21 protein-coding genes are annotated in these 22,562 nt (G+C 61.0%); 13 read left to right on the forward strand and 8 right to left on the reverse strand.

Annotated features, from left to right (window positions below; translation table 11 throughout):
* The first annotated feature begins 2 nt into the window (after window positions 1–2).
* The 9 genes from GIV35_RS03280 (at window position 3) to gcvH (ending at window position 9,458) form a co-directional block, all read left to right on the forward strand.
* Window positions 3–560, forward strand: a complete 558-nt coding sequence (locus GIV35_RS03280; RefSeq protein ID WP_034129010.1) for a YecA/YgfB family protein — start codon at window positions 3–5, stop codon at window positions 558–560.
* 21 nt (window positions 561–581) lie between these two features.
* A complete protein-coding gene (gene pepP, locus GIV35_RS03285) occupies window positions 582–1,904 on the forward strand; it encodes a Xaa-Pro aminopeptidase (RefSeq protein ID WP_236264308.1) in 1,323 nt (440 codons plus the stop codon).
* Entirely contained in the window at window positions 1,901–3,088 is a 1,188-nt protein-coding gene (gene ubiH / locus GIV35_RS03290; RefSeq protein ID WP_236264307.1) for a 2-octaprenyl-6-methoxyphenyl hydroxylase, read from the forward strand. The genes pepP and ubiH overlap by 4 nt, the downstream gene beginning before the upstream one ends.
* The gene (locus GIV35_RS03295; protein ID WP_236264306.1) at window positions 3,081–3,566 is read left to right on the forward strand and encodes a DUF4442 domain-containing protein; all 486 of its coding nucleotides are present in this window, start codon (window positions 3,081–3,083) and stop codon (window positions 3,564–3,566) included. The genes ubiH and GIV35_RS03295 overlap by 8 nt, the downstream gene beginning before the upstream one ends.
* Before the next feature lie 8 nt (window positions 3,567–3,574).
* Complete coding sequence (locus GIV35_RS03300; protein WP_168220205.1) at window positions 3,575–4,792, forward strand: 2-octaprenyl-3-methyl-6-methoxy-1,4-benzoquinol hydroxylase; 1,218 nt, start codon at window positions 3,575–3,577, stop codon at window positions 4,790–4,792.
* A gap of 219 nt (window positions 4,793–5,011) precedes the next feature.
* On the forward strand, window positions 5,012–6,016 hold the full coding sequence (locus GIV35_RS03305; protein ID WP_057975325.1) for an extracellular solute-binding protein: 1,005 nt from the start codon (window positions 5,012–5,014) through the stop codon (window positions 6,014–6,016).
* A 150-nt stretch (window positions 6,017–6,166) separates the two neighbouring features.
* Window positions 6,167–7,783, forward strand: a complete 1,617-nt coding sequence (locus GIV35_RS03310) for an ABC transporter permease (protein WP_020301817.1) — start codon at window positions 6,167–6,169, stop codon at window positions 7,781–7,783.
* 156 nt (window positions 7,784–7,939) lie between these two features.
* The gene (gene gcvT, locus GIV35_RS03315) at window positions 7,940–9,022 is read left to right on the forward strand and encodes a glycine cleavage system aminomethyltransferase GcvT (protein WP_105228911.1); all 1,083 of its coding nucleotides are present in this window, start codon (window positions 7,940–7,942) and stop codon (window positions 9,020–9,022) included.
* Window positions 9,023–9,074: 52 nt separating this feature from the next.
* Window positions 9,075–9,458: a glycine cleavage system protein GcvH gene (gene gcvH, locus GIV35_RS03320; RefSeq protein WP_200647388.1), complete on the forward strand. Its 384-nt coding sequence runs from the start codon at window positions 9,075–9,077 to the stop codon at window positions 9,456–9,458.
* 144 nt (window positions 9,459–9,602) lie between these two features.
* On the opposite strand, the gene GIV35_RS03325 is transcribed toward gcvH, so the two are convergent.
* From GIV35_RS03325 to GIV35_RS03350, 6 genes are all read right to left on the reverse strand, one after another.
* Window positions 9,603–10,745 (reverse strand): DegT/DnrJ/EryC1/StrS family aminotransferase, encoded by a 1,143-nt coding sequence (locus GIV35_RS03325; protein WP_105228909.1) that lies wholly within the window; start codon window positions 10,743–10,745, stop codon window positions 9,603–9,605.
* A 164-nt stretch (window positions 10,746–10,909) separates the two neighbouring features.
* Window positions 10,910–11,224, reverse strand: coding sequence for a DUF2388 domain-containing protein (locus tag GIV35_RS03330; RefSeq protein WP_003176799.1), 315 nt, complete (start codon window positions 11,222–11,224; stop codon window positions 10,910–10,912).
* 68 nt (window positions 11,225–11,292) lie between these two features.
* Window positions 11,293–11,739, reverse strand: coding sequence for an NfeD family protein (locus GIV35_RS03335; protein WP_014720400.1), 447 nt, complete (start codon window positions 11,737–11,739; stop codon window positions 11,293–11,295).
* 10 nt (window positions 11,740–11,749) lie between these two features.
* The gene (locus tag GIV35_RS03340) at window positions 11,750–12,670 is read right to left on the reverse strand and encodes an SPFH domain-containing protein (RefSeq protein WP_003195285.1); all 921 of its coding nucleotides are present in this window, start codon (window positions 12,668–12,670) and stop codon (window positions 11,750–11,752) included.
* 76 nt (window positions 12,671–12,746) lie between these two features.
* Entirely contained in the window at window positions 12,747–14,441 is a 1,695-nt protein-coding gene (locus GIV35_RS03345; protein ID WP_236264305.1) for a GspE/PulE family protein, read from the reverse strand.
* A gap of 79 nt (window positions 14,442–14,520) precedes the next feature.
* The gene (locus GIV35_RS03350) at window positions 14,521–14,859 is read right to left on the reverse strand and encodes a hypothetical protein (RefSeq protein WP_236264304.1); all 339 of its coding nucleotides are present in this window, start codon (window positions 14,857–14,859) and stop codon (window positions 14,521–14,523) included.
* Between the two features lie 127 nt (window positions 14,860–14,986).
* Here GIV35_RS03350 and GIV35_RS03355 point away from each other — a divergent pair, with 127 nt between their 5' ends.
* On the forward strand, window positions 14,987–15,457 hold the full coding sequence (locus tag GIV35_RS03355) for an Lrp/AsnC family transcriptional regulator (RefSeq protein WP_003195279.1): 471 nt from the start codon (window positions 14,987–14,989) through the stop codon (window positions 15,455–15,457).
* Between the two features lie 71 nt (window positions 15,458–15,528).
* On the opposite strand, the gene GIV35_RS03360 is transcribed toward GIV35_RS03355, so the two are convergent.
* Window positions 15,529–16,896, reverse strand: coding sequence for a CYTH domain-containing protein (locus GIV35_RS03360; protein WP_020301821.1), 1,368 nt, complete (start codon window positions 16,894–16,896; stop codon window positions 15,529–15,531).
* Window positions 16,897–17,054: 158 nt separating this feature from the next.
* Between GIV35_RS03360 and argE the strand changes: the two genes are divergently transcribed.
* A complete protein-coding gene (gene argE, locus GIV35_RS03365; RefSeq protein WP_236264303.1) occupies window positions 17,055–18,203 on the forward strand; it encodes an acetylornithine deacetylase in 1,149 nt (382 codons plus the stop codon).
* A gap of 133 nt (window positions 18,204–18,336) precedes the next feature.
* A complete protein-coding gene (argA, locus tag GIV35_RS03370; RefSeq protein ID WP_003195273.1) occupies window positions 18,337–19,635 on the forward strand; it encodes an amino-acid N-acetyltransferase in 1,299 nt (432 codons plus the stop codon).
* Window positions 19,636–19,748: 113 nt separating this feature from the next.
* Here argA and tauA read toward each other — a convergent pair whose 3' ends face one another.
* Window positions 19,749–20,735 (reverse strand): taurine ABC transporter substrate-binding protein, encoded by a 987-nt coding sequence (gene tauA, locus GIV35_RS03375; RefSeq protein ID WP_236264302.1) that lies wholly within the window; start codon window positions 20,733–20,735, stop codon window positions 19,749–19,751.
* A 370-nt stretch (window positions 20,736–21,105) separates the two neighbouring features.
* On the opposite strand from tauA, the gene GIV35_RS03380 reads away from it, so the two are divergent.
* A complete protein-coding gene (locus tag GIV35_RS03380; protein ID WP_105228905.1) occupies window positions 21,106–22,446 on the forward strand; it encodes an OprD family porin in 1,341 nt (446 codons plus the stop codon).
* The last annotated feature ends 116 nt before the right edge of the window (window positions 22,447–22,562 follow it).

Below are 22,562 nucleotides of genomic sequence, written 5' to 3' on the forward strand. Positions count from 1 at the left end.
CCATGCCCATTCAGAACTCCCCGTACGATGCTTTTTCCAAACTGCTGAGCACCAGCGGCCATCCATGCTCGCCTGCTGAACTGCACGGCGTGCTGTTGGGCCGCAGTTGCACCGGTGTCGGCTTTGATGCCGACAACTGGCTGGCCGATGTGGCCGAGCTGCTGGAAACCGAACCCACCGAGAACGTGCGCAATGCGTTGATCGGCCTGCAAGAGATGGTCAAGGGCGAGTTGACCGGTGACGACGTCACCGTGGTCCTGCTGCTGCCGACCGATGACGCGCCGCTCACCGAGCGCGCTGCTGCCCTGGGCCAGTGGTGCCAGGGCTTCCTCCACGGTTTCGGCGTGAATGCCGGCGGCCTGGAGCTGAGCACCGACGCCAAGGAAGTGCTGCAGGACCTGGCGGCCATCTCACAGGTGCAAGATGCCCTGGAAGAGTCCGAAGATGGCGAAGGCGACTACATGGAAGTCATGGAATACCTGCGCGTCGCGCCGTTGCTGCTGTTCACCGAGACCAGGAAGTCCGCTGAGCCGGTCGCTGCCAAGCCGTCGTTGCACTAAAGAAAGGAAGCCCATCTGCCCATGATTCATATCCCCAAAGCGGAATACACCCGTCGCCGCAAGGCGCTCATGGCGCAGATGGAACCCAACAGCATAGCGATCCTGCCGGCCGCCGCCGTGGCCATCCGCAACCGCGATGTCGAGCATGTTTACCGCCAGGACAGCGATTTCCAGTACCTGAGCGGTTTCCCCGAGCCCGAAGCGGTGATCGTGCTGATGCCCGGTCGCCAACACGGCGAGTACGTGCTGTTCTGCCGCGAGCGCAATGCCGAGCGCGAATTGTGGGACGGCCTGCGTGCGGGCACCGAGGGCGCGATTCGCGACTTTGGCGCGGATGACGCCTTCCCCATTACCGATATCGACGACATCCTGCCCGGCCTGATCGAAGGTCGCGACCGCGTGTACTCGGCCATGGGCAGCAATGCCGAGTTCGACCGGCACGTGATGGAGTGGATCAACGTGATCCGTTCCAAAGCGCACCTGGGCGCCCAGCCGCCGAACGAATTCGTTGCCCTGGATCATTTGCTCCACGATATGCGCCTGTATAAATCGGCGGCAGAAGTGAAGGTGATGCGCGAGGCAGCGCGAATTTCCTGTGCGGCCCATGTGCGGGCGATGCAGGCCAGCCGTGCCGGCCTGCATGAGTTCAGCCTGGAAGCCGAGCTGGATTACGAGTTTCGCAAAGGCGGCGCGAAGATGCCGGCCTATGGCTCCATCGTCGCTGCTGGGCGCAACAGCTGCATCCTGCATTACCAGCAGAATGATGCGGTGCTCAAGGACGGCGATCTGGTGCTGATCGACGCCGGGTGTGAGATCGATTGCTACGCCAGCGATATCACCCGTACCTGGCCGGTCAACGGCAAGTTTTCGCCGGAGCAGAAGGCGATCTACGAGATTGTGCTGGCCTCCCAGGAAGCCGCCTTCAAGCATATCGCACCGAACAAGCATTGGAACCAGGCCCATGAGGCGACCGTGCAGGTCATCACCGCCGGCCTGGTGAAGCTGGGGTTGTTGCAAGGTGACGTTGACGAGTTGATCGCCAGCGAAGCCTACCGCGCCTTCTACATGCACCGTGCCGGCCACTGGCTGGGCATGGATGTGCATGATGTGGGCGAGTACAAAGTGGGCGGTGAATGGCGCGTGTTGGAAGTGGGCATGGCCTTGACCGTGGAGCCGGGCATCTATATTTCCCCGGACAACCAGAACGTGGCAAAAAAATGGCGTGGCATTGGCGTGCGCATCGAGGACGACGTGGTAGTGACCAAGCAAGGCTGTGAAATCCTGACTGGCGGCGTGCCCAAGACCGTTGCCGAGATCGAAGCGTTGATGGCGGCTGCCCGATGAGCCGGCTCAACCTGGCGATTATCGGCGGTGGCCTGGTGGGCGCCAGCCTGGCCCTGGCGTTGCAAGCGGGGGCCAAGGCGCGGGGTTGGAAAATCGTGCTGATCGAACCCTTTGCACCGGGCGACAGCTACCAGCCGAGCTACGATGCGCGCTCTTCCGCGCTGTCGTTTGGCGCGCGCCAGATTTACCAGCGGCTGGGCCTGTGGCATGCCATTTCCCGACGTGCAGAGCCGATCAAGCAGATCCACGTGTCGGACCGTGGGCGTTTCTCCACCGCGCGTCTGTCTGCGATGGAGGAGGGCGTGCCGGCCCTGGGTTATGTGGTAGAAAACGCCTGGCTCGGCCAATGCCTGTGGCAAGGCTTGGACAAGGACGTGGTGAGCTGGCGCTGCCCGGCGGAAGTCACGCGCATGGAGCCGCTGCCCGATGGCTATCGCCTGACCCTCAACGATGAAACCGTGCTGGAATGCGACCTTGCGGTACTGGCCGATGGCGGCCGTTCCGGCTTGCGTGAGCAACTGGGCATTGGCGTGAAAACCCGGCCCTACAACCAGAGCGCCCTGATCGCCAACATCACCCCGAGCGAAGCCCACAATGGCGAGGCGTTCGAGCGTTTTACCGATGAAGGCCCCATGGCCTTGCTGCCGCTGCCGGACAACCGTTGCGCGCTGGTCTGGACCCGCATCGGCATGGACGCCCAGCGCCTGGCCAGCCTTGACGAGCGTAGCTTCCTGAGCGAACTGCAGGGTGTGTTCGGGTATCGCCTGGGCACCCTCAAGCAAGTGGGCGCCCGCCACCTGTACCCGTTGACCCTGGTGGAAGCCGAAGAGCAAGTGCGCTCGCACCTGGCGGTCCTCGGCAATGCTGCCCATAGCCTGCACCCGATTGCCGGGCAGGGGTTCAACCTGTCTCTGCGCGATGCCAATGCCTTGGCCGAAGCGCTGCTGGCCGGGCCTGCTGTGCCGGGTGACCTGGCGACTTTGCAAGGCTATCGCGAGCGCCAGCGCCTGGACCAGCAACTCACCGTAGGCTTCTCCGACCAGGTCACGCGCCTGTTTGGCAGTGCCCAACCGTTGGTGGCGCTGGGCCGCAATATGGGCTTGCTCGGCCTCGACCTGTTGCCACCGGCCAAACGCTGGTTCGCCCGCCAGGCCATGGGCCTGGGTACGCGTTCCGATGCGTAAGTGGCTAACCCAACGCGTGGGCAAGGCGCGCCTGTTGCGCTGGTTCCTCACCCTGTACCCGCCGTATCTCGGCGCCGGGGTGCGGGTGCAAGCATTGAGTGCCGATTTTCGGCATGCCAAGGTGCGCATGGGCCTGGGTTGGTACAACCGCAATTACGTCGGTACGCAATTTGGCGGCAGCCTGTATTCGATGGTCGATCCGTTCTACATGTTGCTGTTGATGGAAAACCTGGGCCGCGACTACATCGTGTGGGACAAGGCTGCGAGTATCGACTTCATCTCGCCGGGCAAAGGCCCGGTGTATGCCGAACTCTCCATCGACGACGCTTTGCTCGATGAAATCCGGCGCCAGACCGCAGGTGGCGAGAAATATCTGCCCCACCTCAAGGTCGAGATTCATGACGGCTCCGGCACTCTGGTGGCGCGGGTCGACAAAACCCTTTATGTGCGGCGCAAGTCGCCAGCGAGACAGGCTTGAATATGGACATGCGCGCAGATGTGCTGATTGTCGGGGCCGGAATGGTCGGAAGCGCCCTGGCGCTGGCGTTGCAGGGCAGTGGCCTGCAGGTGCTGCTGCTCGACGGCAGCCCGTTGAGCGTCAAGCCGTTTGAGCCGGCGGCGGCGTTTGAACCACGGGTGAGTGCGTTGTCGGCGGCCAGCCAGCGCATTCTTGAGCGCCTGGGCGTGTGGGACGGCATCGTAGAGCGGCGTGCCAGCCCCTATGGCGAAATGCAGGTATGGGACGGCAGCGGTACCGGGCAGATCCACTTCTCGGCGGCCAGTGTGCATGCGGAGGTGCTTGGGCATATCGTCGAGAACCGCGTGGTGCAGGATGCCTTGCTCGATCGCCTGCATGACTGCGACCTCGGCCTGTTGGCCAATGCGCGCCTGGAACAGATGCGCCGATCCGGCGATGACTGGTTGTTGACCCTGGCCGACGGCCGCAAGCTGCGCGCGCCGCTGGTGGTGGCCGCCGACGGTGCCAACTCCGCCGTACGCCGCCTGACCGGTACACCTACCCGCGAATGGGATTACCTGCACAACGCCATCGTCACCAGCGTGCGCAGCAGTCAGCCGCACCAGCGCACCGCGTGGCAACGTTTCACCGACACCGGCCCATTGGCGTTCCTGCCGCTGGTGCGCGATGGGCAGGAAGACTGGTGCTCGATTGTCTGGTCGACCACGCCCGCGGAGTCCGAGCGCTTGATGGCGCTGGATGATGAACGCTTCTGTCGGGAACTGGAACGTGCCTTCGAGGGGCGCTTGGGCACTGTGGTCAGTGCCGACCCGCGTGTGTGCGTACCGTTGCGCCAGCGCCATGCCAAACGTTATGTGGCCGAAGGCCTGGCGTTGATCGGCGACGCCGCCCACGTCATTCACCCGTTGGCGGGGCAGGGCGTCAACCTGGGTTTCCTCGATGCAGCCGTGCTGGCCGAAGTGCTGTTGGCGGCGACCGAGCGCGGCGAGCGCTTGGCCGATGTGAAAGTGCTGAGCCGTTACGAGCGGCGCCGCATGCCCCATAACCTGGCGCTGATGGCGGCGATGGAAGGCTTTGAGCGCTTGTTCCAGGCCGATCAACTGCCGCTGCGCTGGTTGCGCAACGCGGGTTTGAAAATCGTCGACCAGATGCCCGAAGCCAAAGCCGTGTTTGTGCGCCAGGCACTGGGATTGACTGGCGATCTCCCCGAACTCGCCAAACCCTGAACTGAAATGCGTCCGTTCGGGCTTGTGTGGGAGCGGGCTTGCTCGCGAATGCAGTGGGTCAGTTGATATTTCTATAACTGACACTCCGTTTTCGCGAGCAAGCCCGCTCCCACAAAGGTGAATAAAAGCACCTGCAACATCTGGTAACGCCTCAACCAAGCGTTACCAAATGTGAGTCCTTATCATTTGCCCTCCATTTGCAAATGAGAGACCGCACCCATGTTGGCACCCAAGCGCCTCCTGACTGCCCTGGCACTCACCCTGATCGGCAGCACCACCGTGCAGGCGGCCGACGAAGTCGTGGTCTACTCCTCGCGTATCGACGAACTGATCAAGCCCGTCTTCGACGCCTATACCAAAAAGACCGGCGTACAGGTCAAGTTCATCACCGACAAGGAAGCCCCGTTGATGCAGCGCATCAAGGCAGAGGGCGAGAACGCCACCGCCGACCTGCTGCTCACCGTTGACGCCGGTAACCTCTGGCAGGCCGAGCAGATGGGCATCCTGCAACCGTTCACCTCTCCTGTCATCGACAAGAACATTCCTCTGCAATATCGCTCATCGGCCCACGCCTGGACCGGTTTGAGCCTGCGTGCGCGAACGATCGCCTATTCCACCGACCGGGTAAAACCGGGCGACCTGACCACCTACGAAGCCCTGGCCGACAAGCAGTGGGAAGGCCGCCTGTGCCTGCGCACGGCGAAAAAAGTCTACAACCAGTCGCTGACCGCCACGTTGATCGAAACCCATGGCGCGGCCAAGACCGAAGAAATCATCAAGGGTTGGGTGAATAACCTCTCCACCGACGTGTTCTCCGATGACATCGCCGTGCTGGAGGCGATCAACGCCGGGCAGTGCGACGTGGGTATCGTCAACACCTATTACTACGGTCGCCTGCACAAGCAGAAGCCAGAGCTGGCGGTGAAGTTGTTCTGGCCGAACCAGGGCGACCGCGGCGTGCATGTGAATCTCTCCGGCATCGGCCTGACCCAGCACGCACCGCACCCGGAAGCGGCCAAGGCGCTGGTGGAGTGGATGACCACGCCTGAGGCACAGAAGATCTTCGCCGACGTCAACCAGGAGTTCCCTGCCAACCCAGCGGTACCGCCATCGGCGGAAGTGGCGACCTGGGGCAAGTTCGTGGCCGATACCTTGCCAGTGGAAGTGGCAGGCAAGCGCCAGGCCGAAGCGATTCGCCTGATGGATCGCGCTGGCTGGAACTGAAGCTGCGCCGCTTAACTGTGGGAGCTGGCTTGCCCGCGATTGCATCACTTCGGTATCACTGATACACCGAGGTGCTTGTATCGCAGGCAAGCCAGCTCCCACATTGGTTAGTGGCCGCTTCAACATCTTTATTTTTCTGAGAGCTTTTCCTTGGCCCACCCCGCCCAACGTCGCTGGTACCTACCGGTTTTCAGCGTCGCCGCCCTGGTGCTGTTGCCGCTGAGCGTGCTGCTGCTGTCCTGGCAAAGCATCGACCCGCAGATCTGGTCGCACCTCTGGGACACTCAGATGCCCCGCTTGCTGGGCAACACCTTGACCCTGGTGCTCGGTGTCGGCCTGGGCGTGACGCTGCTGGGCGTCAGCCTGGCCTGGCTGACCAGCCTGTGCGAGTTCCCCGGGCGGCGCTGGCTCGATTGGGCACTGATGTTGCCCTTTGCAATCCCTGCCTATGTGCTGGCCTTTGTGTTCGTGGGCCTGCTGGATTTCGCCGGCCCGGTGCAAACCCTGCTGCGCGAGTGGTTCGGCACCGGGTTGCGCTTGCCGCGGGTACGCTCTACCAGCGGCGTGGTCATTGTGTTGGTGCTGGTGTTCTATCCCTATGTCTACCTGCTGGCGCGCAGTGCGTTCCTGGCCCAGGGCAAAGGCTTGATGGAAGCGGCGCGGGTGCTGGGGCAATCGCCATGGCAAGCGTTCTGGCGCGTGGCATTGCCAATGGCGCGACCAGCAATTGGTGCCGGTGTGGCCTTGGCGCTGATGGAGACGCTCGCGGATTTTGGCGCGGTCTCGGTGTTCAATTTCGACACCTTTACCACCGCAATCTATAAAACCTGGTACGGCTTTTTCAGCCTGTCCAGTGCCGCGCAACTGGCCAGCCTGCTGCTGCTGGTAGTGATGCTGGTGCTGTATGGCGAGCGACGTGCGCGCGGGGCCAGCCGACCGAGCAATGAGCGCCCACGGGGCAAGGCGTTGTACCACCTGCGCGGGTTCAAAGCCGTGGCGGCCAGCGCTTGGTGCAGCCTGGTCTTCGCCTGTGCGTTCGTGATTCCGATGCTGCAACTGGTGGCGTGGTTCTGGCAGCGTGGCCGCTTCGACCTGGATGAACGTTACACCGGGCTGATCGTGCATACCCTTTACCTGGGCGGTATCGCAGCGCTGATCACGGTCAGCGTGGCGCTGATACTGGCCTTTGCCAACCGTCTGGCGCCCACCCGGGCGATTCGCTCCGGTATCAGCCTGGCCAATGTCGGCTATGCCTTGCCAGGCTCGGTGCTGGCGGTGTCGATCATGCTGGCGTTCAGTTACCTGGACCGCGAGTTGGTGGTGCCGCTCTCCGGATGGCTGGGCGGGGCGGGCAAGCCTTTGCTGCTGGGCAGCCTGTCGGCACTGGTGCTGGCGTACCTGGTGCGGTTCCTGGCGGTGGCCTACGGGCCGCTGGAAAACAGCCTGGCGCGAATCCGTCCGTCACTGCCCGAAGCGGCACGCAGCCTTGGCGTGAGCGGCCCACGACTGTTTTGCAAAGTGTATCTGCCGTTATTGCTGCCGGGCACGTTGAGCGCAGCGCTGCTGGTGTTTGTGGATGTGCTCAAGGAAATGCCCGCCACCTTGCTGATGCGCCCGTTTGGTTGGGACACCCTGGCGGTCCGCATCTTTGAAATGACCAGTGAAGGCGAATGGGCGCGGGCGTCTTTGCCGGCGCTGACCCTTGTGCTGGTTGGCTTGTTGCCGGTCATCGGGCTGATTCGTCGCTCGGCTCGGCAAATCGGTTAGGTGCCAGTCCTACGGCTTGAGGCTACAATGCGCGGCATTCGGTGCGCTCCGTCTTTCGGATCGACCTGCTGTATGTGGCTGCGGGCCTTGTAGTACAAGGTGTTCGGCGCAAGTGGCAGCTCTGCGCGCCTTCGCCAAGCCCGGAAGGAGAAACCCATGGGACAGCGTACGCCTCTGTATGACCTGCATCTCGCCCTCGGCGCGAAAATGGTCGATTTTGGCGGTTGGGATATGCCTTTGCATTACGGCTCGCAAGTTGAAGAACACCACCAGGTGCGGCGCGACTGCGGGGTCTTCGATGTATCTCATATGACCGTAATCGATGTCACCGGCCCCCAGGCCAAGGAATGGCTCCAGTACCTGCTGGCCAATGATGTCGACCGACTGCACGGCTGTGGCCGTGCGTTATACAGCGCCATGCTCAACGAGCAGGGCGGGGTAGTGGACGACATGATCGTCTACCGCACCGAAGCCGGTTACCGCCTGGTGGTCAACGCCGCCACCCGCGACCAGGACATGGCCTGGATGCAGGAGCAACTGGGCACCTACTCAGTGCAACTGCATGAACGGTCAGAGTTGGCCATGCTCGCCATCCAAGGCCCACACGCCCGGCATAAAATCGCCGAACTGGTGACCCAGTCCCGTGGCACCCTGATCCATCAGCTCAAACCGTTCGAAGGCCGGGCCGACGGCGACTGGTTCATCGCCCGCACCGGCTATACCGGCGAAGACGGCCTCGAAATCGTGTTGCCGGCCGATCAGGCACCGGGCTTTTTCAACGATCTGGTGGGCGCGGGCATTTCCCCCATCGGCCTCGGTGCGCGCGACACCTTGCGCCTTGAGGCCGGCATGAACCTGTATGGCCAGGATATTCACCAGGCCGTCTCGCCCCTGGCGGCCAACATGGCCTGGAGCATCGCCTGGGAGCCGGTCGAGCGTAACTTCATTGGCCGCGCTGCGCTGGAAGCAGAAAAAGCGGCCGGCGTGCAGTTCAAACTGGTGGGGCTCGTCCTCGAAGAGCGTGGCGTACTACGTGCTCATCAGGTGGTTCGTATCGCCAATGTTGGCGAAGGAGAGATCACCAGTGGTAGTTTCTCGCCTACGCTAAGCAAATCCATTGCGCTGGCGCGTGTGCCGACGGCGACTGCCGACCGGGCCGAAGTGGAAATCCGCGGCAAGTGGTATCCGGTTCGAGTGGTCAAGCCGACCTTCGTGCGTCATGGCAAAACCCTGATCTAACCAATTCCGGCAGGCCAAAGGCCGCTGACATTTCATCTTGAGGACACAGACTATGAGCAATATCCCTGCCGACCTGCGTTTTGCCGAAAGTCACGAATGGGCCCGTCTGGAAGCTGACGGCACCGTGACCGTCGGGATCTCCGACCATGCACAGGAAGCTTTGGGTGATGTGGTGTTTGTTGAACTGACCGAAGTGGGCAAGGTGTTTGCCGCTGAAGACCAGGCGGGGGTGGTGGAGTCGGTCAAGGCCGCCTCGGACATCTACTCGCCGATTGCGGGCGAAGTGATTGCTGTCAACGACGAGTTGGGTGGCAATCCTGAACTGTTGAACTCTGACCCTTACGGCGCCTGGATCTTCAAGCTCAAGCCAAGCGACAAGGCCGAGCTGGACAATCTGCTGGATGCCGCCGGCTACAAAGCCGCCATCGGCGAATAAACCCCATAGTTACAACGACACAAATCAATGTGGGAGCTGGCTTGCCTGCGATTGGGTCACCCGGGTATCACCGATACACCGAGGTGCCAGCATCGCAGGCAAGCCAGCTCCCACAGTTGATTGGGGGGTGTCTGCTGGTTGTGATCAGGCTCTTTTCAATACGGCTTTAACCGCCGCTACAGCCCGCTCCACATCCGCCTCTGTCATCGCCGTGAACATCGGCAACGACACGATCAAACGCCCAACACGCTCCGCCACCGGGAACATGCCTTCCTTGAAACCCTGTGCCCGATACAGGCTCAGCAGGTGGATCGGCGGGTAGTGATAGCCGATACCCACGCCGTGGGCCTGCATCTGTTCCATGAACGTGGCGCGGGCTGGCAGGCCATCCTGGCGCTCCGGCAATACCAGTTGGAACAGGTGCCAGTTGCTGTTTTCGAAGTCGGCCGGCGGCAGTTGCGCACCGTATTGGGCTTCGAAATCGCTGCCAAAGCATTTGAAGTAGTGCCGTGCCAGGTTCTGACGATGGGCGGTGATCTTCTCGATGTGCGCAAATTGCCCCAGGCCGATGGCGGCGGCAATGTCGGTCATGTTGAACTTGCCACCCAGCACATCCACATCCAGGCCATCGAAGCCGCTGCGGGTGACGCCTTGCAGGCGGTACTTCTCTGCCAGACGGGCCTCCTCGGCATTATTCAACACCAGGCAGCCGCCTTCGGACGACGTGATGTTCTTGTTCGCCTGGAAGCTGAAGGACACGAAGTCGCCGGTTGCGCCGATGCGTTCTCCATCCCAGCTGGACCCCAGGGCCTGGGCAGCATCTTCGACAATACGCAGGTTGTACTTGTTGGCCAGCGCGTAGAGCATCGGCATATCCAGGGGCAAGCCGGCCAGGTAGACCGGGATGATCGCCTTGGTGCGCGGGGTAATGGCAGCTTCTACCTGGGCCAGGTCGATATTGCGTGTCACCGGGTCGATGTCGGCAAAGACGGGAGTGGCGCCGACTTCGAGAATCACGTTAGCCGTGGCAACCCAGGAAATTGGGGTGGTGATGACTTCATCCCCAGGCCCGATCCCGGCGATGCGCAAGGCGATCTCCATGGTGCAGGTGCCCGAGTTGAAGGTGCGCACCGGACGGCCGCCAAAATAGTCCGACAGCTGTGCTTCGAACGCCTGCACCTGTGGCCCGCTGGTGATCCAGCCGGAACGCAGAACATCGCCGACCGCCGAAATGGTGGCTTCATCAATGGTCGGTTTGGAAAACGGCAGGAAGGGCTGTTGGCTCATGACGAAGAAGGCATCCGTTTCAGGTAGGCAATGAAAAATAGACGTGTCAGTAGGGCATGGTTGCACGCCGAGACTGAATATAACCTGTCATCCATGAACGATTCGTCATGCAGCAGGCAAAAAAATGCCGCTTGAGAAAGCGGCATTTTTTATGAAGGCAGTTGTTACTCGGTCACAGCATTCTTCGCCAGGATGGCGTTAGCCAGTTCCATGTCCGTGGCTTGGAGGCCAGGGTTATCGGCGCGGACCTTCTGCATGGCCGCTTCCAGATACGGGCCGCGAATGCCGCCGTCGCTGGCGACGAAGCTGCCCGCGTCGTCCTGGGCGGCGACTACCAGCTTGTGGTCCTTGAACGTCAGGTAAGTCGAACCAGTGGTGGCGCCCGACGAGATGACATTACGCCAGAAGCTATCGGCCATGGCTGAGCCGACAGGTAGGGAAAGCACAGCGAGGGTTGCGACAGCATATTTGAGACGCATGATGGGTGACTCCGGTGGGTTATCTGTACGTTTTGATTGTAGTTAACCCGATCCAGTTCCATCACTGACTAAACAGTTTCAACCTTTAAAATCACCCCATCCTGCCCAACCACGCGGACTTGAGCGCCCACGGGCGCGTCTGCACCGGTGACCATCCACACGCCATCGCCGACTTTGACTTTGCCGCGGCCATCCACAATGGCTTGATGCACCACGAAAGTGCGCCCCACCAACTCCGAACCGCGCTCGTTCAACCCCGGTTGGTCGCTGGCCTTGGCACTGCTGCGTTGGCGTTTCCACCAGTACACGGCGGTCAGTATCGACAACACTGCAAACAGCAGCAGTTGCCATTCCAGCCCCAGCGGTGGGAACAGGAACTTGATCACGCCCACGGCGGCGGCGGCGATGCCCATCCAGAGCAGGTAGCCTCCGGCACCGAACACCTCGAGAATCAACAGCACGGTGCCCAGCGCCAGCCAGTCCCAGAACGACAAATGCAGCAAAAAGTCCCACATGGTGTTGGCCTCAGCCTTTCTGGTTGCCGAAGGTTGCCTTGACGATTTCGCCGATACCGCCTACGGCGCCAATCACCTGGCTGGCTTCCAGCGGCATCAGGATGACCTTGCTGTTGTTGGCCGATGCAAGCTTGCCCAGGGCGTCGATGTATTTTTGCGCGACGAAGTAGTTCACCGCCTGCACGTTGCCCGACGCAATGGCTTCGGACACCACTTGTGTCGCCCGTGCTTCGGCTTCGGCCTGACGCTCGCGTGCCTCGGACTCCAGGAACGCGGCCTGGCGGCTACCCTCGGCCTCAAGGATCTGCGCCTGCTTCTTGCCTTCGGCTGTCAGGATCGCCGACGCCCGCAGGCCTTCGGCTTCGAGGATTTGCGCACGTTTGATCCGCTCGGCTTTCATTTGGCCGGACATGGCGGCCATCAGGTCGGCGGGCGGGCTGATGTCCTTGATCTCGATACGAGTGATCTTGATGCCCCATGGCGCGGTGGCTTCATCCACGGTGCGCAGCAGTTTTTCATTGATGCCGTCACGCTGGCTCAGCATGGCGTCCAGTTCCATGGAGCCGAGCACGGTGCGGATATTGGTCTGCAGCAGGTTGCGGATAGCATGTTCGAGGTTGTTGACCTCATAGGCGGCCTGGGCGGTGTTGACCACCTGGAAGAAGCACACGGCATCGATCTGCACGGTGGCATTGTCGGCGGTGATGACTTCTTGAGGCGGGATATCCAGCACGCTTTCCATCACGTTGATCTTGCGACCGATGCGGTCCATGACCGGGATGATGATATTCAGGCCGGGTTTTAAAGTATTGGTGTAGCGGCCGAAACGCTCGACTGTCCATTGGTAGCCCTGGGGCACCACTTTGAACCCCATGAACAGGATGGCGATGGCCAAGCCCACAAAAAGAAGCAGTACGGTTCCGATCTGCATAGCGATTCCCTATCTGAAGGTGTCAGTGAATGACATTAGGCCGATTGTAACGGTCTGGACACGGATAAAGACGGTTTCATGGCCCAACAAACAAAGGATTTGTTTCTGAATCCCCTGGCGTGACCCGCAATACCTCCGTCATCGTGGTCAGGCCGGCCTTCACTTTCTCGACGCCGGCCATGCGCAGGCTGCTCATGCCCTGCGCCAGTGCCTCACGGCGCAGCGCTTGTACGTCCGCACCCGGGGTGACCAGCGCTTGGAGTGCCGGGTCCATGAGCATGATTTCATACAGCCCGGCCCTGCCTCGATAACCGCTGTCACGGCATTGCGCACAGCCGACGGCTTCGCAGCCGTCAACGTCCGCCTGGCCCAGCGGGCGCTTGCAGTGGCTGCACAGCAGCCGCACCAGGCGCTGCGCCATCACACCTATGAGCGTGGCTTTGATCAAATAGTGAGCAACGCCCAATTCCTGCAGGCGGCTGATGGCGCTGGGTGCATCGTTGGTGTGCAAGGTCGAGAAAACCAGGTGACCGGTCAGCGCGGCCTGGATAGCCATCTCTGCGGTCTCCTGGTCGCGAATTTCGCCGACCATGATGATGTCCGGGTCCTGGCGCAGCAGGGCGCGGATGCCGCTGGCGAACGTGAGGTCGATGTTGTGCTGGACCTGCATCTGGTTGAAGGCCGGCTCGACCATTTCAATCGGGTCTTCCACCGTGCACAGGTTGACCTCCCGGGTCGCCAGTTGCCTGAGGGTGGTGTAGAGGGTGCTGGTCTTGCCCGAGCCGGTGGGGCCGGTGACGAGGATGATGCCGTGGCTGCGTCGCGTCATGGCGTGCCAGCGCTGCTGGTCGGCGTTGGACAAACCCAACTGGTCAAAATCCTTGAGCAGCACCTGTGGGTCGAAAATTCGCATCACCAGTTTTTCGCCGAATGCCGTGGGCAGGGTCGAAAGCCGCAATTCCACTTCGACACTTGCAGGGTTCCTGGTTTTGACGCGGCCATCCTGGGGTTTGCGTTTTTCGGCCACGTTCATTCGCCCCAGGCTTTTCAGGCGGCTGACCACGGCCATGGTGACCTGTGGGGGAAATTGATAGACGTCATGCAGCAGCCCGTCAATGCGAAAGCGCACCCGGCCCTGGTCGCGGCAGGGCTCGATATGGATATCGCTGGCTCGTTGGCCAAAGGCGTATTGCAGCAGCCAGTCGACGATGTTGACGATATGCGCGTCGTTGGCATCCGGCTCCTTGTCGCTGGCGCCGAGGCTGAGCAAGTCGAGATTGCCAGGCGTCGTCATCTTTTCATCCGCACCGCTGACGGACTTGGCTAAACGGTAAAACTCGTTGATACAGCGCTGGATATCGCTGGGGTTGGCAACCACGCGCTTGATCGTGCGTCTGAGCACCTGGGACAGCCCGGCTTCCCAGGTGGTGACATGGGGTTGGGCACTGGCGATCGTCACGCTGTGGGTATCGACGGCGATTGCAAGAATGCCGTGGCGCTGGGCAAAAGCGTGGGACATCAACGGCACCACGGCTGCCACATCAATCTTCAACGGGTCGATGCGCAGGTAAGGTTGGCCTACCTGCCGGGCCAGCCATTGGGTCAAGGTCTCCAGGCAAGGGCCCTGGGCTGCGATGCATTCCAAGGGATGCTGGCTGCCGGACGCTGGCGCTACCTTTTGCGCCGCCTGCGCCGTGATCAGCCCTTGCTCGACCAACGCCGGCAATAATTGCTGCAGTTCCAAGGGGTGATCGTGAGTGGCGACGGGCATGCAGGTTTTCCTGGGGCGTGGGGGTAATCCCAGGCTAGCCAGCCGCTGAAGATCCTGCTGGCGCGTGTATTGCCGGTTTTTACTGGGCCATCGCTGCCAACGCTTGAGGCCGCTCGGAATCAGCCGACCACAGCTCCAGGGTGCAGACGCTGATCAGGTTTCGAATCTTTTCACCGATCACCTGGGCGCGGTGCCAGCTCAGGCCGGTCATCACGATATCAATGCTCAGCAGGTCGGCTTCCCGGTTCATGCTGACCTGGGTGGGCGTGAGCAATTGCAGCGCGAAGTAGTTCAGTACCCGGCACAGCACGTCCGGTTCAGCCTCGGCGACGATGCGATAGTGCGCCTGGCAGTGGCTGCTATTGGCGGCCCACGCATCGACGCGGGTGGAGGGGTAGGCGGTTTCGACGGCATGCATGCTGACTCTCCAGTTTTGACTGGAGAAATTTTTACATTCGTCTCGGGAGATTTCTTATCTAAAATAAGCCTGTTTGGCGATAAATAGACCAAAACAATTCAAGATAAGCCTATTCATGGGTACTTTTATGCACAGTGAGTTGGACGCCTACGACCGCCGCATCCTGGCCTTGCTGCAAGAGGATGCCTCGCTCTCCAGTGCACAGATTGCCGAACAGGTCGGCCTGTCGCAGTCGCCATGCTGGCGGCGTATTCAGCGGCTCAAGGAGGAGGGCGTGATCCGCGGCCAGGTCACCCTGCTGGACCGCAAGAAAATCGGGCTCAACACGCAGATTTTCGCCGAAGTCAAACTCAACGCCCACGGTCGTTCCAATTTCACCGAGTTCACCGAGGCGATTCGCGGGTTCCCGGAAGTGTTGGAGTGCTATGTGCTGATGGGGGCGGTGGATTTTCTGCTGCGTATCGTCACCTCGGATATCGAGGCGTACGAGCGGTTTTTCTTTGAGAAGTTGTCGATGGTGCCGGGGATTCAGGAGGTCAACTCGATTGTGGCGCTGTCGGAGATCAAGTCCACCACCAGCCTGCCAGTATTGCGCTGACAGGGAGGGCCTCATCGCGGGCAAGCCCGCTCCCACAGCAAATGTGGGAGCGGGCTTGCCCGCGATAGCGATTACAGGCGCAGAAGGGTCTTCCAGGCACGATTCTGATAAACCGCAATCGCCTGGTGCATACGCGCATCCAGCGATTCATCGGTAATCGGCTGGTTTGCCAAGTGCGCCAGCTTGTTCAGCTCGCCGTACAAACGGTCCAGTTCAGGAATGTCCACCACATGGCGCGCATGGTGCAGCCAGGCCTGGATGCGTTCGATGCGCGGCAGTTGCTCGGCCAGATCTTCCGGCTGTTGCTGGTAGCGCTGCAATTGCAAGGCGACGGCGTCGTCGGCCAGCAGGCGTGGCAGCCAGTTGGTAATTTGTGCAGCGCCCTGACGGTTGCCACGCACGTTACGTTCGGCCGTCCAGGTGCGGGCCAGCAGCCAGCGCGAGAGGTTGAGTGAGAACAGGCCCCAGCGCACGTCTTGCAGCTCTTCGATGAACTGTTCCGGCGCGGCTTTGCGAATGTCTTCATCGTCGTCACCGGCCTGGACCAGCGGGCGCCAGTCTTCCAGCAACGCATCCAGGGCGCTGCGCAGCTCGCTGGTGGATTGGCGTGGCGCGGCCTGGCCGAGGCTGCCGATCAGGGCGCGCAATTCACCGAGGTTCTCGACCCAGTCTTGCAGCAGGCGCCAGTGGCCATTGAAGCGGTATTGCTCGGCCAGGCGCTGGCTGCTGCCCAGCAGGTGCCACAGGATCGCGGCGAAGGCGTCGTCCAATGGCATTTCGGCGTGGATCTGTGGCGCCGGCAGGCTCAGGGAGTAGCTGCTGGCGTCATACAGGCGATAGCCGCGTTCGGCCTTGCTGATGTCGCACGGCATCAGGGCCAGGGTTGCGGCCAGCTCGGCGGCCAGCTCCAGCAGGGCCGCCGGTTCGCCTTCGCGCAGTTCCAGTTCCAGCTCGCAGATTTCTTCTTTCTGCTTGCCGACCACCACATGGCCCAGGTCCAGGGCGGCTTCGATCACCACCTTGGCCTTGCCACGGCCCCAGGCGATCTCGGCGCGTTCACGCACGAAGTCGGTGGTGAAGATCGGCTTGAGGGTCTTTTTGTCCAGCTCGGCCAGTTGCTCGGGCCAGCACTCGCCATCGAGTTTCTTCACATCGAGCTTGGCTTTGGGCAGGTCCCAGTTGTATTCGTTGCGTTCCGACAAGCCGGCGACGCTTTGGCCGCGGGTCTTGAGGGTCTGGATGATGTCGTCACCGTCCTTGCGCAGGCGCAGGGCAACCTTGGCCTGGGCCAGGTCACGCTCGGGGGTGTCGAAGTACTGGTTCATCAACTCACGGCGTTCCCAGCCACTTTTGTTGCGTTTTTTCAGTAACGGGTGCTCACGCAGCGCGGCGAGTGTTTCGCGGCTGACGCGTAGCTTGATTTCGGTTTCTTTCTGCATGGCCGGAAAATCCAGGATCGGGAGCGCAGCCGGGGAAAAGTGTGGCTGCCAAGGTCGTGCAGTGTACAGGACTGAGCCCGGCAACGTGCCGCAACGGTTTATTGTGTTGCGCAGATGCCTCTATAGTGAGGTTCATCCGGGAAGTTGGGAGACCGCGCATGCCGTTACCGTCCATGAAAGAGCAGTTCGCCGCCTTGATCGCCGCGCCGTCGGTGAGCTGCACCCAGGCCTCTCTCGACCAGAGCAACCGCCCGGTGATTGACCTGCTCGCCGCTTGGCTGGGCGACCTGGGCTTTGCCATCGATATCCAACAAGTCAGCCCCGGCAAGTTCAACCTGTTGGCCAGTTTCGGCAGCGGCCCCGGTGGCTTGGTGTTGGCGGGGCATAGCGATACCGTGCCGTATGACGCGGCGCTGTGGAACACCGACCCGCTCAAGCTGACGGAAGTCGACGGCCGCTGGGTAGGGCTGGGCAGTTGTGACATGAAGGGGTTCTTCGCACTGGTTATCGACGCGGTGTTGCCGCTGCTGGACCAACCCTTCAAGCAACCGCTGTTGATCCTTGCCACCTGTGACGAGGAAAGCTCTATGTCCGGTGCCCGTGCGCTGGCCGAGGCGGGGCGTCCATTAGGTCGTGCAGCGGTGATCGGCGAGCCGACCGGGCTCAAGCCGATCCGCCTGCACAAGGGCGTGATGATGGAACGCATCGAGATCCTCGGGCGCAGTGGCCACTCGTCGGACCCCAGTCTGGGCCACAGCGCCCTGGAAGCCATGCATGACGCCATCGGCGAATTGCGCGGCCTGCGCCTGGCCTGGCAGCGCGAGTACCGCAACGCGCAATTCAGCGTGCCGCAGCCGACGATGAACTTCGGCTGCATTCACGGCGGCGACAACCCCAACCGCATCTGCGGCCAGTGCTCCCTGGAGTTCGACCTGCGCCCTCTTCCGGGCATGGACCCCGAGGTGCTGCGCGCCGCGATCCGCCAGAAGCTCGAACCCCTGGTCGAGCGGCATAAGGTCAAGATCGACTACGCGCCGTTGTTCCCCGAAGTGCCACCCTTTGAGCAGCCCGAAGACGCCGAGTTGGTGCGGGTGGCGGAGCGTTTGACCGGTCATCGTGCCGAAGCAGTAGCGTTCGGCACCGAAGCGCCTTATCTTCAGCGCCTTGGTTGCGAAACCCTGGTGCTCGGCCCTGGCGACATTGCCTGCGCCCACCAGCCTGGCGAGTACCTTGAAATGTCACGCTTGAGGCCTACAGTGCGTCTATTGCGGGAACTGATCGAACACTACTGCCTGAAACCTGCATAAATTAACCCCTGCCCATTCGTACATAAGGAGAGTGAGCGTGTCGCCAAGCCTGTTCCGACGATAACCATCAGCCGCTGTGCGCTTTCACGATTGATCCTTTATTTGGCTGCTTTTTATTACAGGCCCAGGTGTTATGCCCGAATACGTCAACTGGCTTCGTCACGCTTCGCCCTACATCAACGCCCACCGCGACTGCACCTTTGTGGTCATGCTGCCTGGCGATGGTGTGGACCACCCCAACTTCGGCAATATCGTCCACGACCTGGTGCTGCTTCACAGCCTGGGTGTGCGCCTGGTGCTGGTGCATGGCTCGCGCCCGCAAATCGAAACCCGCCTTGAAGCACGCGGCCTTACCCCGGCTTACCACGAAGGCTTGCGCATCACCGATGCTGCGACGCTGGAGTGTGTGATCGACGCGGTGGGCCATCTGCGCATTGCCATCGAGGCGCGCTTGTCCATGGACATGGCGTCCTCGCCGATGCAGGGCTCGCGCCTGCGTGTGGCCAGCGGCAACCTGGTCACCGCACGGCCAATCGGCGTGCTTGAAGGCGTGGACTACCACCACACCGGCGAAGTGCGCCGGGTCGACCGCAAGGGCATCAACCGTCTGTTGGATGAGCGCTCTATCGTGCTGCTGTCGCCGTTGGGGTATTCGCCCACCGGCGAGATCTTCAACCTGGCCTGCGAAGACGTCGCCACCCGCGCCGCCATCGACCTGGGCGCCGACAAGTTGCTGCTGTTCGGCGCCGATCCCGGTCTGATCGATGAGAACGGCCGCCTGGTGCGTGAATTGCGCCCACAACAAGTACCCGCGCACCTGCAACGCCTGGGCAGCAACTATCAAGCCGAACTGCTCGATGCCGCTGCCGAAGCCTGCCGGGGTGGAGTAGGGCGCAGCCATATCGTCAGCTACGCCGAAGATGGCGCTTTGCTTACCGAACTGTTCACCCGCGATGGTGGCGGTACGCTGGTGGCCCAGGAACAATTCGAACTGGTGCGCGAAGCGGCGATTGAAGACGTCGGCGGCTTGCTGGACCTGATCAGCCCGCTGGAAGAGCAGGGCATTCTGGTGCGCCGTTCGCGGGAAGTGCTGGAGCGTGAGATCGAGCAGTTCAGCGTGGTCGAGCGCGAAGGCATGATCATCGCCTGCGCGGCGCTGTATCAGATCGCGGATTCGGATGCGGGGGAGTTGGCGTGCCTGGCAGTGAACCCGGAGTACCGCCACGGCGCGCGAGGCGATGTGTTGCTCGAACGCATCCAGACCCGGGCACGCGCCCAAGGCTTGAAAACCCTCTTTGTACTCACCACGCGCACGGCCCACTGGTTCCGCGAACGCGGCTTTGTACCCAGCAGCGTGGACCGCCTGCCGTCGGCGCGCGCGTCGCTGTACAACTATCAGCGCAATTCGAAGATTTTCGAGAAGGCCCTGTAAAAGAGTACTGCTCTGTGTGGGAGCTGGCTTGCCTGCGATAGCGGCGCCTCGGTTTATCTGAAGGACCGAGTTGCTGGCATCGCAGGCAAGCCAGCTCCCACCAAAGACTGTATTTATTGTGTGATGAATTTGTCGGTCACATAGGCCGAATAATCCGGCAGCACCGTCTCCACCTTCCCCTGTTCCTTCAAGAACTTCGCCGTCTCCTCAATCGCCTTCGCCGTGCCGCCCTTGAGCAGCGCAGCGGTTTGCTGTGCCTGCGCATCCGGAAACGTCGTACCGGCCAAGAGCTGCGGAATGTCGTCGGCATTTGAACCTGTCAGTTTGGCGATTTTTTGCACTGGCTCGGAATCCACCGTCCAGCTGTCTTTGTGGGCGGCATAGTCGGCAAAGGCATCCAGGGTAACTTTGGCGAACTTGGCCACTACGTCAGGATGTTTTTGCGCAAAATCCTTGCGCGCCACCCACACCTCAAATGTGGGTGCACCCCATTGGCCCACCTGCGCCGCGTCTGTGAGAGTCTTGCCGCTCTTGCGGATTTCGCCCAAGGCCGGGGACCACACAAAAGCCCCATCAATGTCGCCGCGTTTCCACGCAGCGGCGATTTCGGCCGGTTGCAGGTTCACCACTTTGACTTGCTGGGTGTTCAGACCCCAGTGTTTCAGCGCGCCGAGCAGGCTGTAATGGGAGGTCGAGACGAACGGAGTGGCGATGGTTTTGCCGATCAAGTCCTGGGGGTTATCGATGCCACTGCCGTTGCGCACCACCAGGGCTTCAGAAGCGTTGATCTGTGCCGATACGATAAACGCCACAATCGGCAGGTTGCGCGAGGCCGCCGCCGCGAGCGGGCTGGAGCCGAGGTTGCCGATTTGTACATCACCCGAAGCGATGGCCGTGACCACCTCCGGCCCGCTGTTGAACCGACGCCAGGCGATTTTCTCGCCAATGGCTTTTTCGTAGAGGCCGTCGGCCTGGGGAAGCTTGCTGGGATCAATGCCGGTCTGGTAGCCCACCGTCAGGTCGGCGGCATTGACACCAAAAGAAAGTAATAGCGATACAAAAACTGTAACAAATTGACGGGAGGATGTGCGTTTGGCCATGATGGCGTCGCCTTTTTGATCGTGAGTGACGTATGCAACCGTACGGCCACACTAATCGATCTAAAAAAGCACCAGTAAATACCCTTTAGGAATTAGCTTATGGAGCGGCGCGTCTATCCTGACCGGCCAGCTTCACGGAAAGCCTTATTCCTGGATCGTATGAAAAAGAATGAAATAATTCTTTTTGGGTGTATGAAAAACTCATTACCCTGCAGGGACCAAATCAACTGCGATTAGACGAAGGTAGTAGACACACAAGGTTACGATTGACTTGGTGGTCACTATCTGGCGCTAATCGCGCATCTGTGGATCTAGGGCGTCAGACCCGAGACCAAAGAAATACAAAAATTAGAAATGAGAGGAGCGGTACATGAAGAAGTCCACCTTGGCTGTGGCTGTAACGTTGGGCGCAATCGCCCAGCAAGCAGGCGCTGCCGGTTTCATCGAAGACAGCAAGGCCACACTGGGCCTGCGTAACTTCTACATCAACACCGATAACCGCGAAGGCGCTGGTGCGAACAAGAACGAAGAGTGGGGCCAAGGCTTCGATCTGCGTTTCATCTCCGGTTACACCCAAGGCACCGTCGGCTTCGGTCTGGACGCTATCGGCCTGCTGGGTGTTCGCCTGGATTCCGGCGGTGGCACCAACGGCGCGACTGCCAGCTCCTACGGCGGCACGATCTTCCCGAGCAAGTCCAATGGCGAAGCCGTTGATAACTACTCCAGCCTGGGCCTGACTGCCAAAGCCAAGATCTCTCAAACCGAACTGAAGTTGGGTACCTTGCAGCCCAAGCTGCCGGTCATCGTCACCAACGATGGTCGTATGCTGCCGCAAACCTTCCAAGGTGGCCAGATCACCTCTAGCGACATCAAGGACCTGACCCTGGTTGCTGGCCAGATCGAAAAGGCCAAGGGCCGTAACTCCAGCAACAACGAAAGCCTGTCCATTTCCGGCGCCAACAGCCGCGGTGTGAACTGGCGTTCGAGCAACAAGTTCTACTACGCCGGTGGCGACTACAAGATCACCAAGGATCTGACCGCCCAGTACTACTACGGCAACCTGGAAGATTTCTACAAGCAACACTTCCTGGGCCTGACCCACAACTGGGCTATCGGCCCTGGCGTGTTGAAGTCTGACCTGCGCTACTTCAACAGCTCCGACGATGGCAACAACGGTAACCAGTCCGCTTACTTCTCGACGGGCAACTACGGCGGCGTGAACTCCGGCCGTGGCAAAGTCGACAACAACCTGTACAGCGGCCTGTTCCTGTACTCGGTCGCCGGTCACACCTTCGGTGGCGGTTATCAGGTCAGCAACGGTAGCAGCGACTTCCCTTGGCTGAACCAGGGTGACGGCTCGTCGGCTTACATCACAACCGACATGCAAATCCAGAAGTTCGCCCGTGCCGGCGAGCGTACCTGGCAAGCTCGCTACTCCTATGACTTCGCCAAAGTCGGCGTACCTGGCCTGACCGCCGGTGTGGTTTACCTGAAAGGTGATCATATCGACACCGTCTCCAGCAACCGTACCGAGTTCACCGGCCAGTCCGAGTGGGAGCGTGACATCACTGTTGCCTACGTCGTACCGGAAGGTCCGCTGAAGAACGTCGGCGTGGCGTGGAAAAACGCTATGTGGCGCAGCGACATCGCCAACGCGCGTAACCAGGACGAAAACCGCTTGATCGTCAGCTACTCGATCCCGCTGTTGTAAGACTGTAAAACCTTGCCCGGCGCAATGCCGGGCAAGGTGTCTTGCTGTTCAAGTCGGGCTCAACCCCGCAAACCCTTCCTGAATCCCTCTTTTTGCAGCGTCTCAAGGCCTTCTCG

Origin of the sequence: Pseudomonas sp. PA-1-6B (genome assembly GCF_021609545.1) — a bacterium.
Taxonomy (GTDB): domain Bacteria; phylum Pseudomonadota; class Gammaproteobacteria; order Pseudomonadales; family Pseudomonadaceae; genus Aquipseudomonas; species Aquipseudomonas fluorescens_BV.

Excerpts from the sequence above, each read along its gene's own strand:
- GIV35_RS03345 (WP_236264305.1), bottom strand. The coding sequence starts at position 14,441 with ATGCCCGTCGCCACTCACGATCACCCCTTGGAACTGCAGCAATTATTG.
- GIV35_RS03350 (WP_236264304.1), bottom strand. The coding sequence starts at position 14,859 with ATGCATGCCGTCGAAACCGCCTACCCCTCCACCCGCGTCGATGCGTGG.
- GIV35_RS03305 (WP_057975325.1), top strand. The coding sequence starts at position 5,012 with ATGTTGGCACCCAAGCGCCTCCTGACTGCCCTGGCACTCACCCTGATC.
- GIV35_RS03295 (WP_236264306.1), top strand. The coding sequence starts at position 3,081 with ATGCGTAAGTGGCTAACCCAACGCGTGGGCAAGGCGCGCCTGTTGCGC.
- ubiH (WP_236264307.1), top strand. The coding sequence starts at position 1,901 with ATGAGCCGGCTCAACCTGGCGATTATCGGCGGTGGCCTGGTGGGCGCC.
- argE (WP_236264303.1), top strand. The coding sequence starts at position 17,055 with ATGCCGTTACCGTCCATGAAAGAGCAGTTCGCCGCCTTGATCGCCGCG.
- GIV35_RS03335 (WP_014720400.1), bottom strand. The coding sequence starts at position 11,739 with ATGTGGGACTTTTTGCTGCATTTGTCGTTCTGGGACTGGCTGGCGCTG.
- argA (WP_003195273.1), top strand. The coding sequence starts at position 18,337 with ATGCCCGAATACGTCAACTGGCTTCGTCACGCTTCGCCCTACATCAAC.
- GIV35_RS03330 (WP_003176799.1), bottom strand. The coding sequence starts at position 11,224 with ATGCGTCTCAAATATGCTGTCGCAACCCTCGCTGTGCTTTCCCTACCT.
- GIV35_RS03340 (WP_003195285.1), bottom strand. The coding sequence starts at position 12,670 with ATGCAGATCGGAACCGTACTGCTTCTTTTTGTGGGCTTGGCCATCGCC.
- gcvH (WP_200647388.1), top strand. The coding sequence starts at position 9,075 with ATGAGCAATATCCCTGCCGACCTGCGTTTTGCCGAAAGTCACGAATGG.
- GIV35_RS03325 (WP_105228909.1), bottom strand. The coding sequence starts at position 10,745 with ATGAGCCAACAGCCCTTCCTGCCGTTTTCCAAACCGACCATTGATGAA.
- GIV35_RS03355 (WP_003195279.1), top strand. The coding sequence starts at position 14,987 with ATGCACAGTGAGTTGGACGCCTACGACCGCCGCATCCTGGCCTTGCTG.
- gcvT (WP_105228911.1), top strand. The coding sequence starts at position 7,940 with ATGGGACAGCGTACGCCTCTGTATGACCTGCATCTCGCCCTCGGCGCG.
- GIV35_RS03380 (WP_105228905.1), top strand. The coding sequence starts at position 21,106 with ATGAAGAAGTCCACCTTGGCTGTGGCTGTAACGTTGGGCGCAATCGCC.
- GIV35_RS03280 (WP_034129010.1), top strand. The coding sequence starts at position 3 with ATGCCCATTCAGAACTCCCCGTACGATGCTTTTTCCAAACTGCTGAGC.
- GIV35_RS03300 (WP_168220205.1), top strand. The coding sequence starts at position 3,575 with ATGCGCGCAGATGTGCTGATTGTCGGGGCCGGAATGGTCGGAAGCGCC.
- GIV35_RS03360 (WP_020301821.1), bottom strand. The coding sequence starts at position 16,896 with ATGCAGAAAGAAACCGAAATCAAGCTACGCGTCAGCCGCGAAACACTC.
- tauA (WP_236264302.1), bottom strand. The coding sequence starts at position 20,735 with ATGGCCAAACGCACATCCTCCCGTCAATTTGTTACAGTTTTTGTATCG.
- pepP (WP_236264308.1), top strand. The coding sequence starts at position 582 with ATGATTCATATCCCCAAAGCGGAATACACCCGTCGCCGCAAGGCGCTC.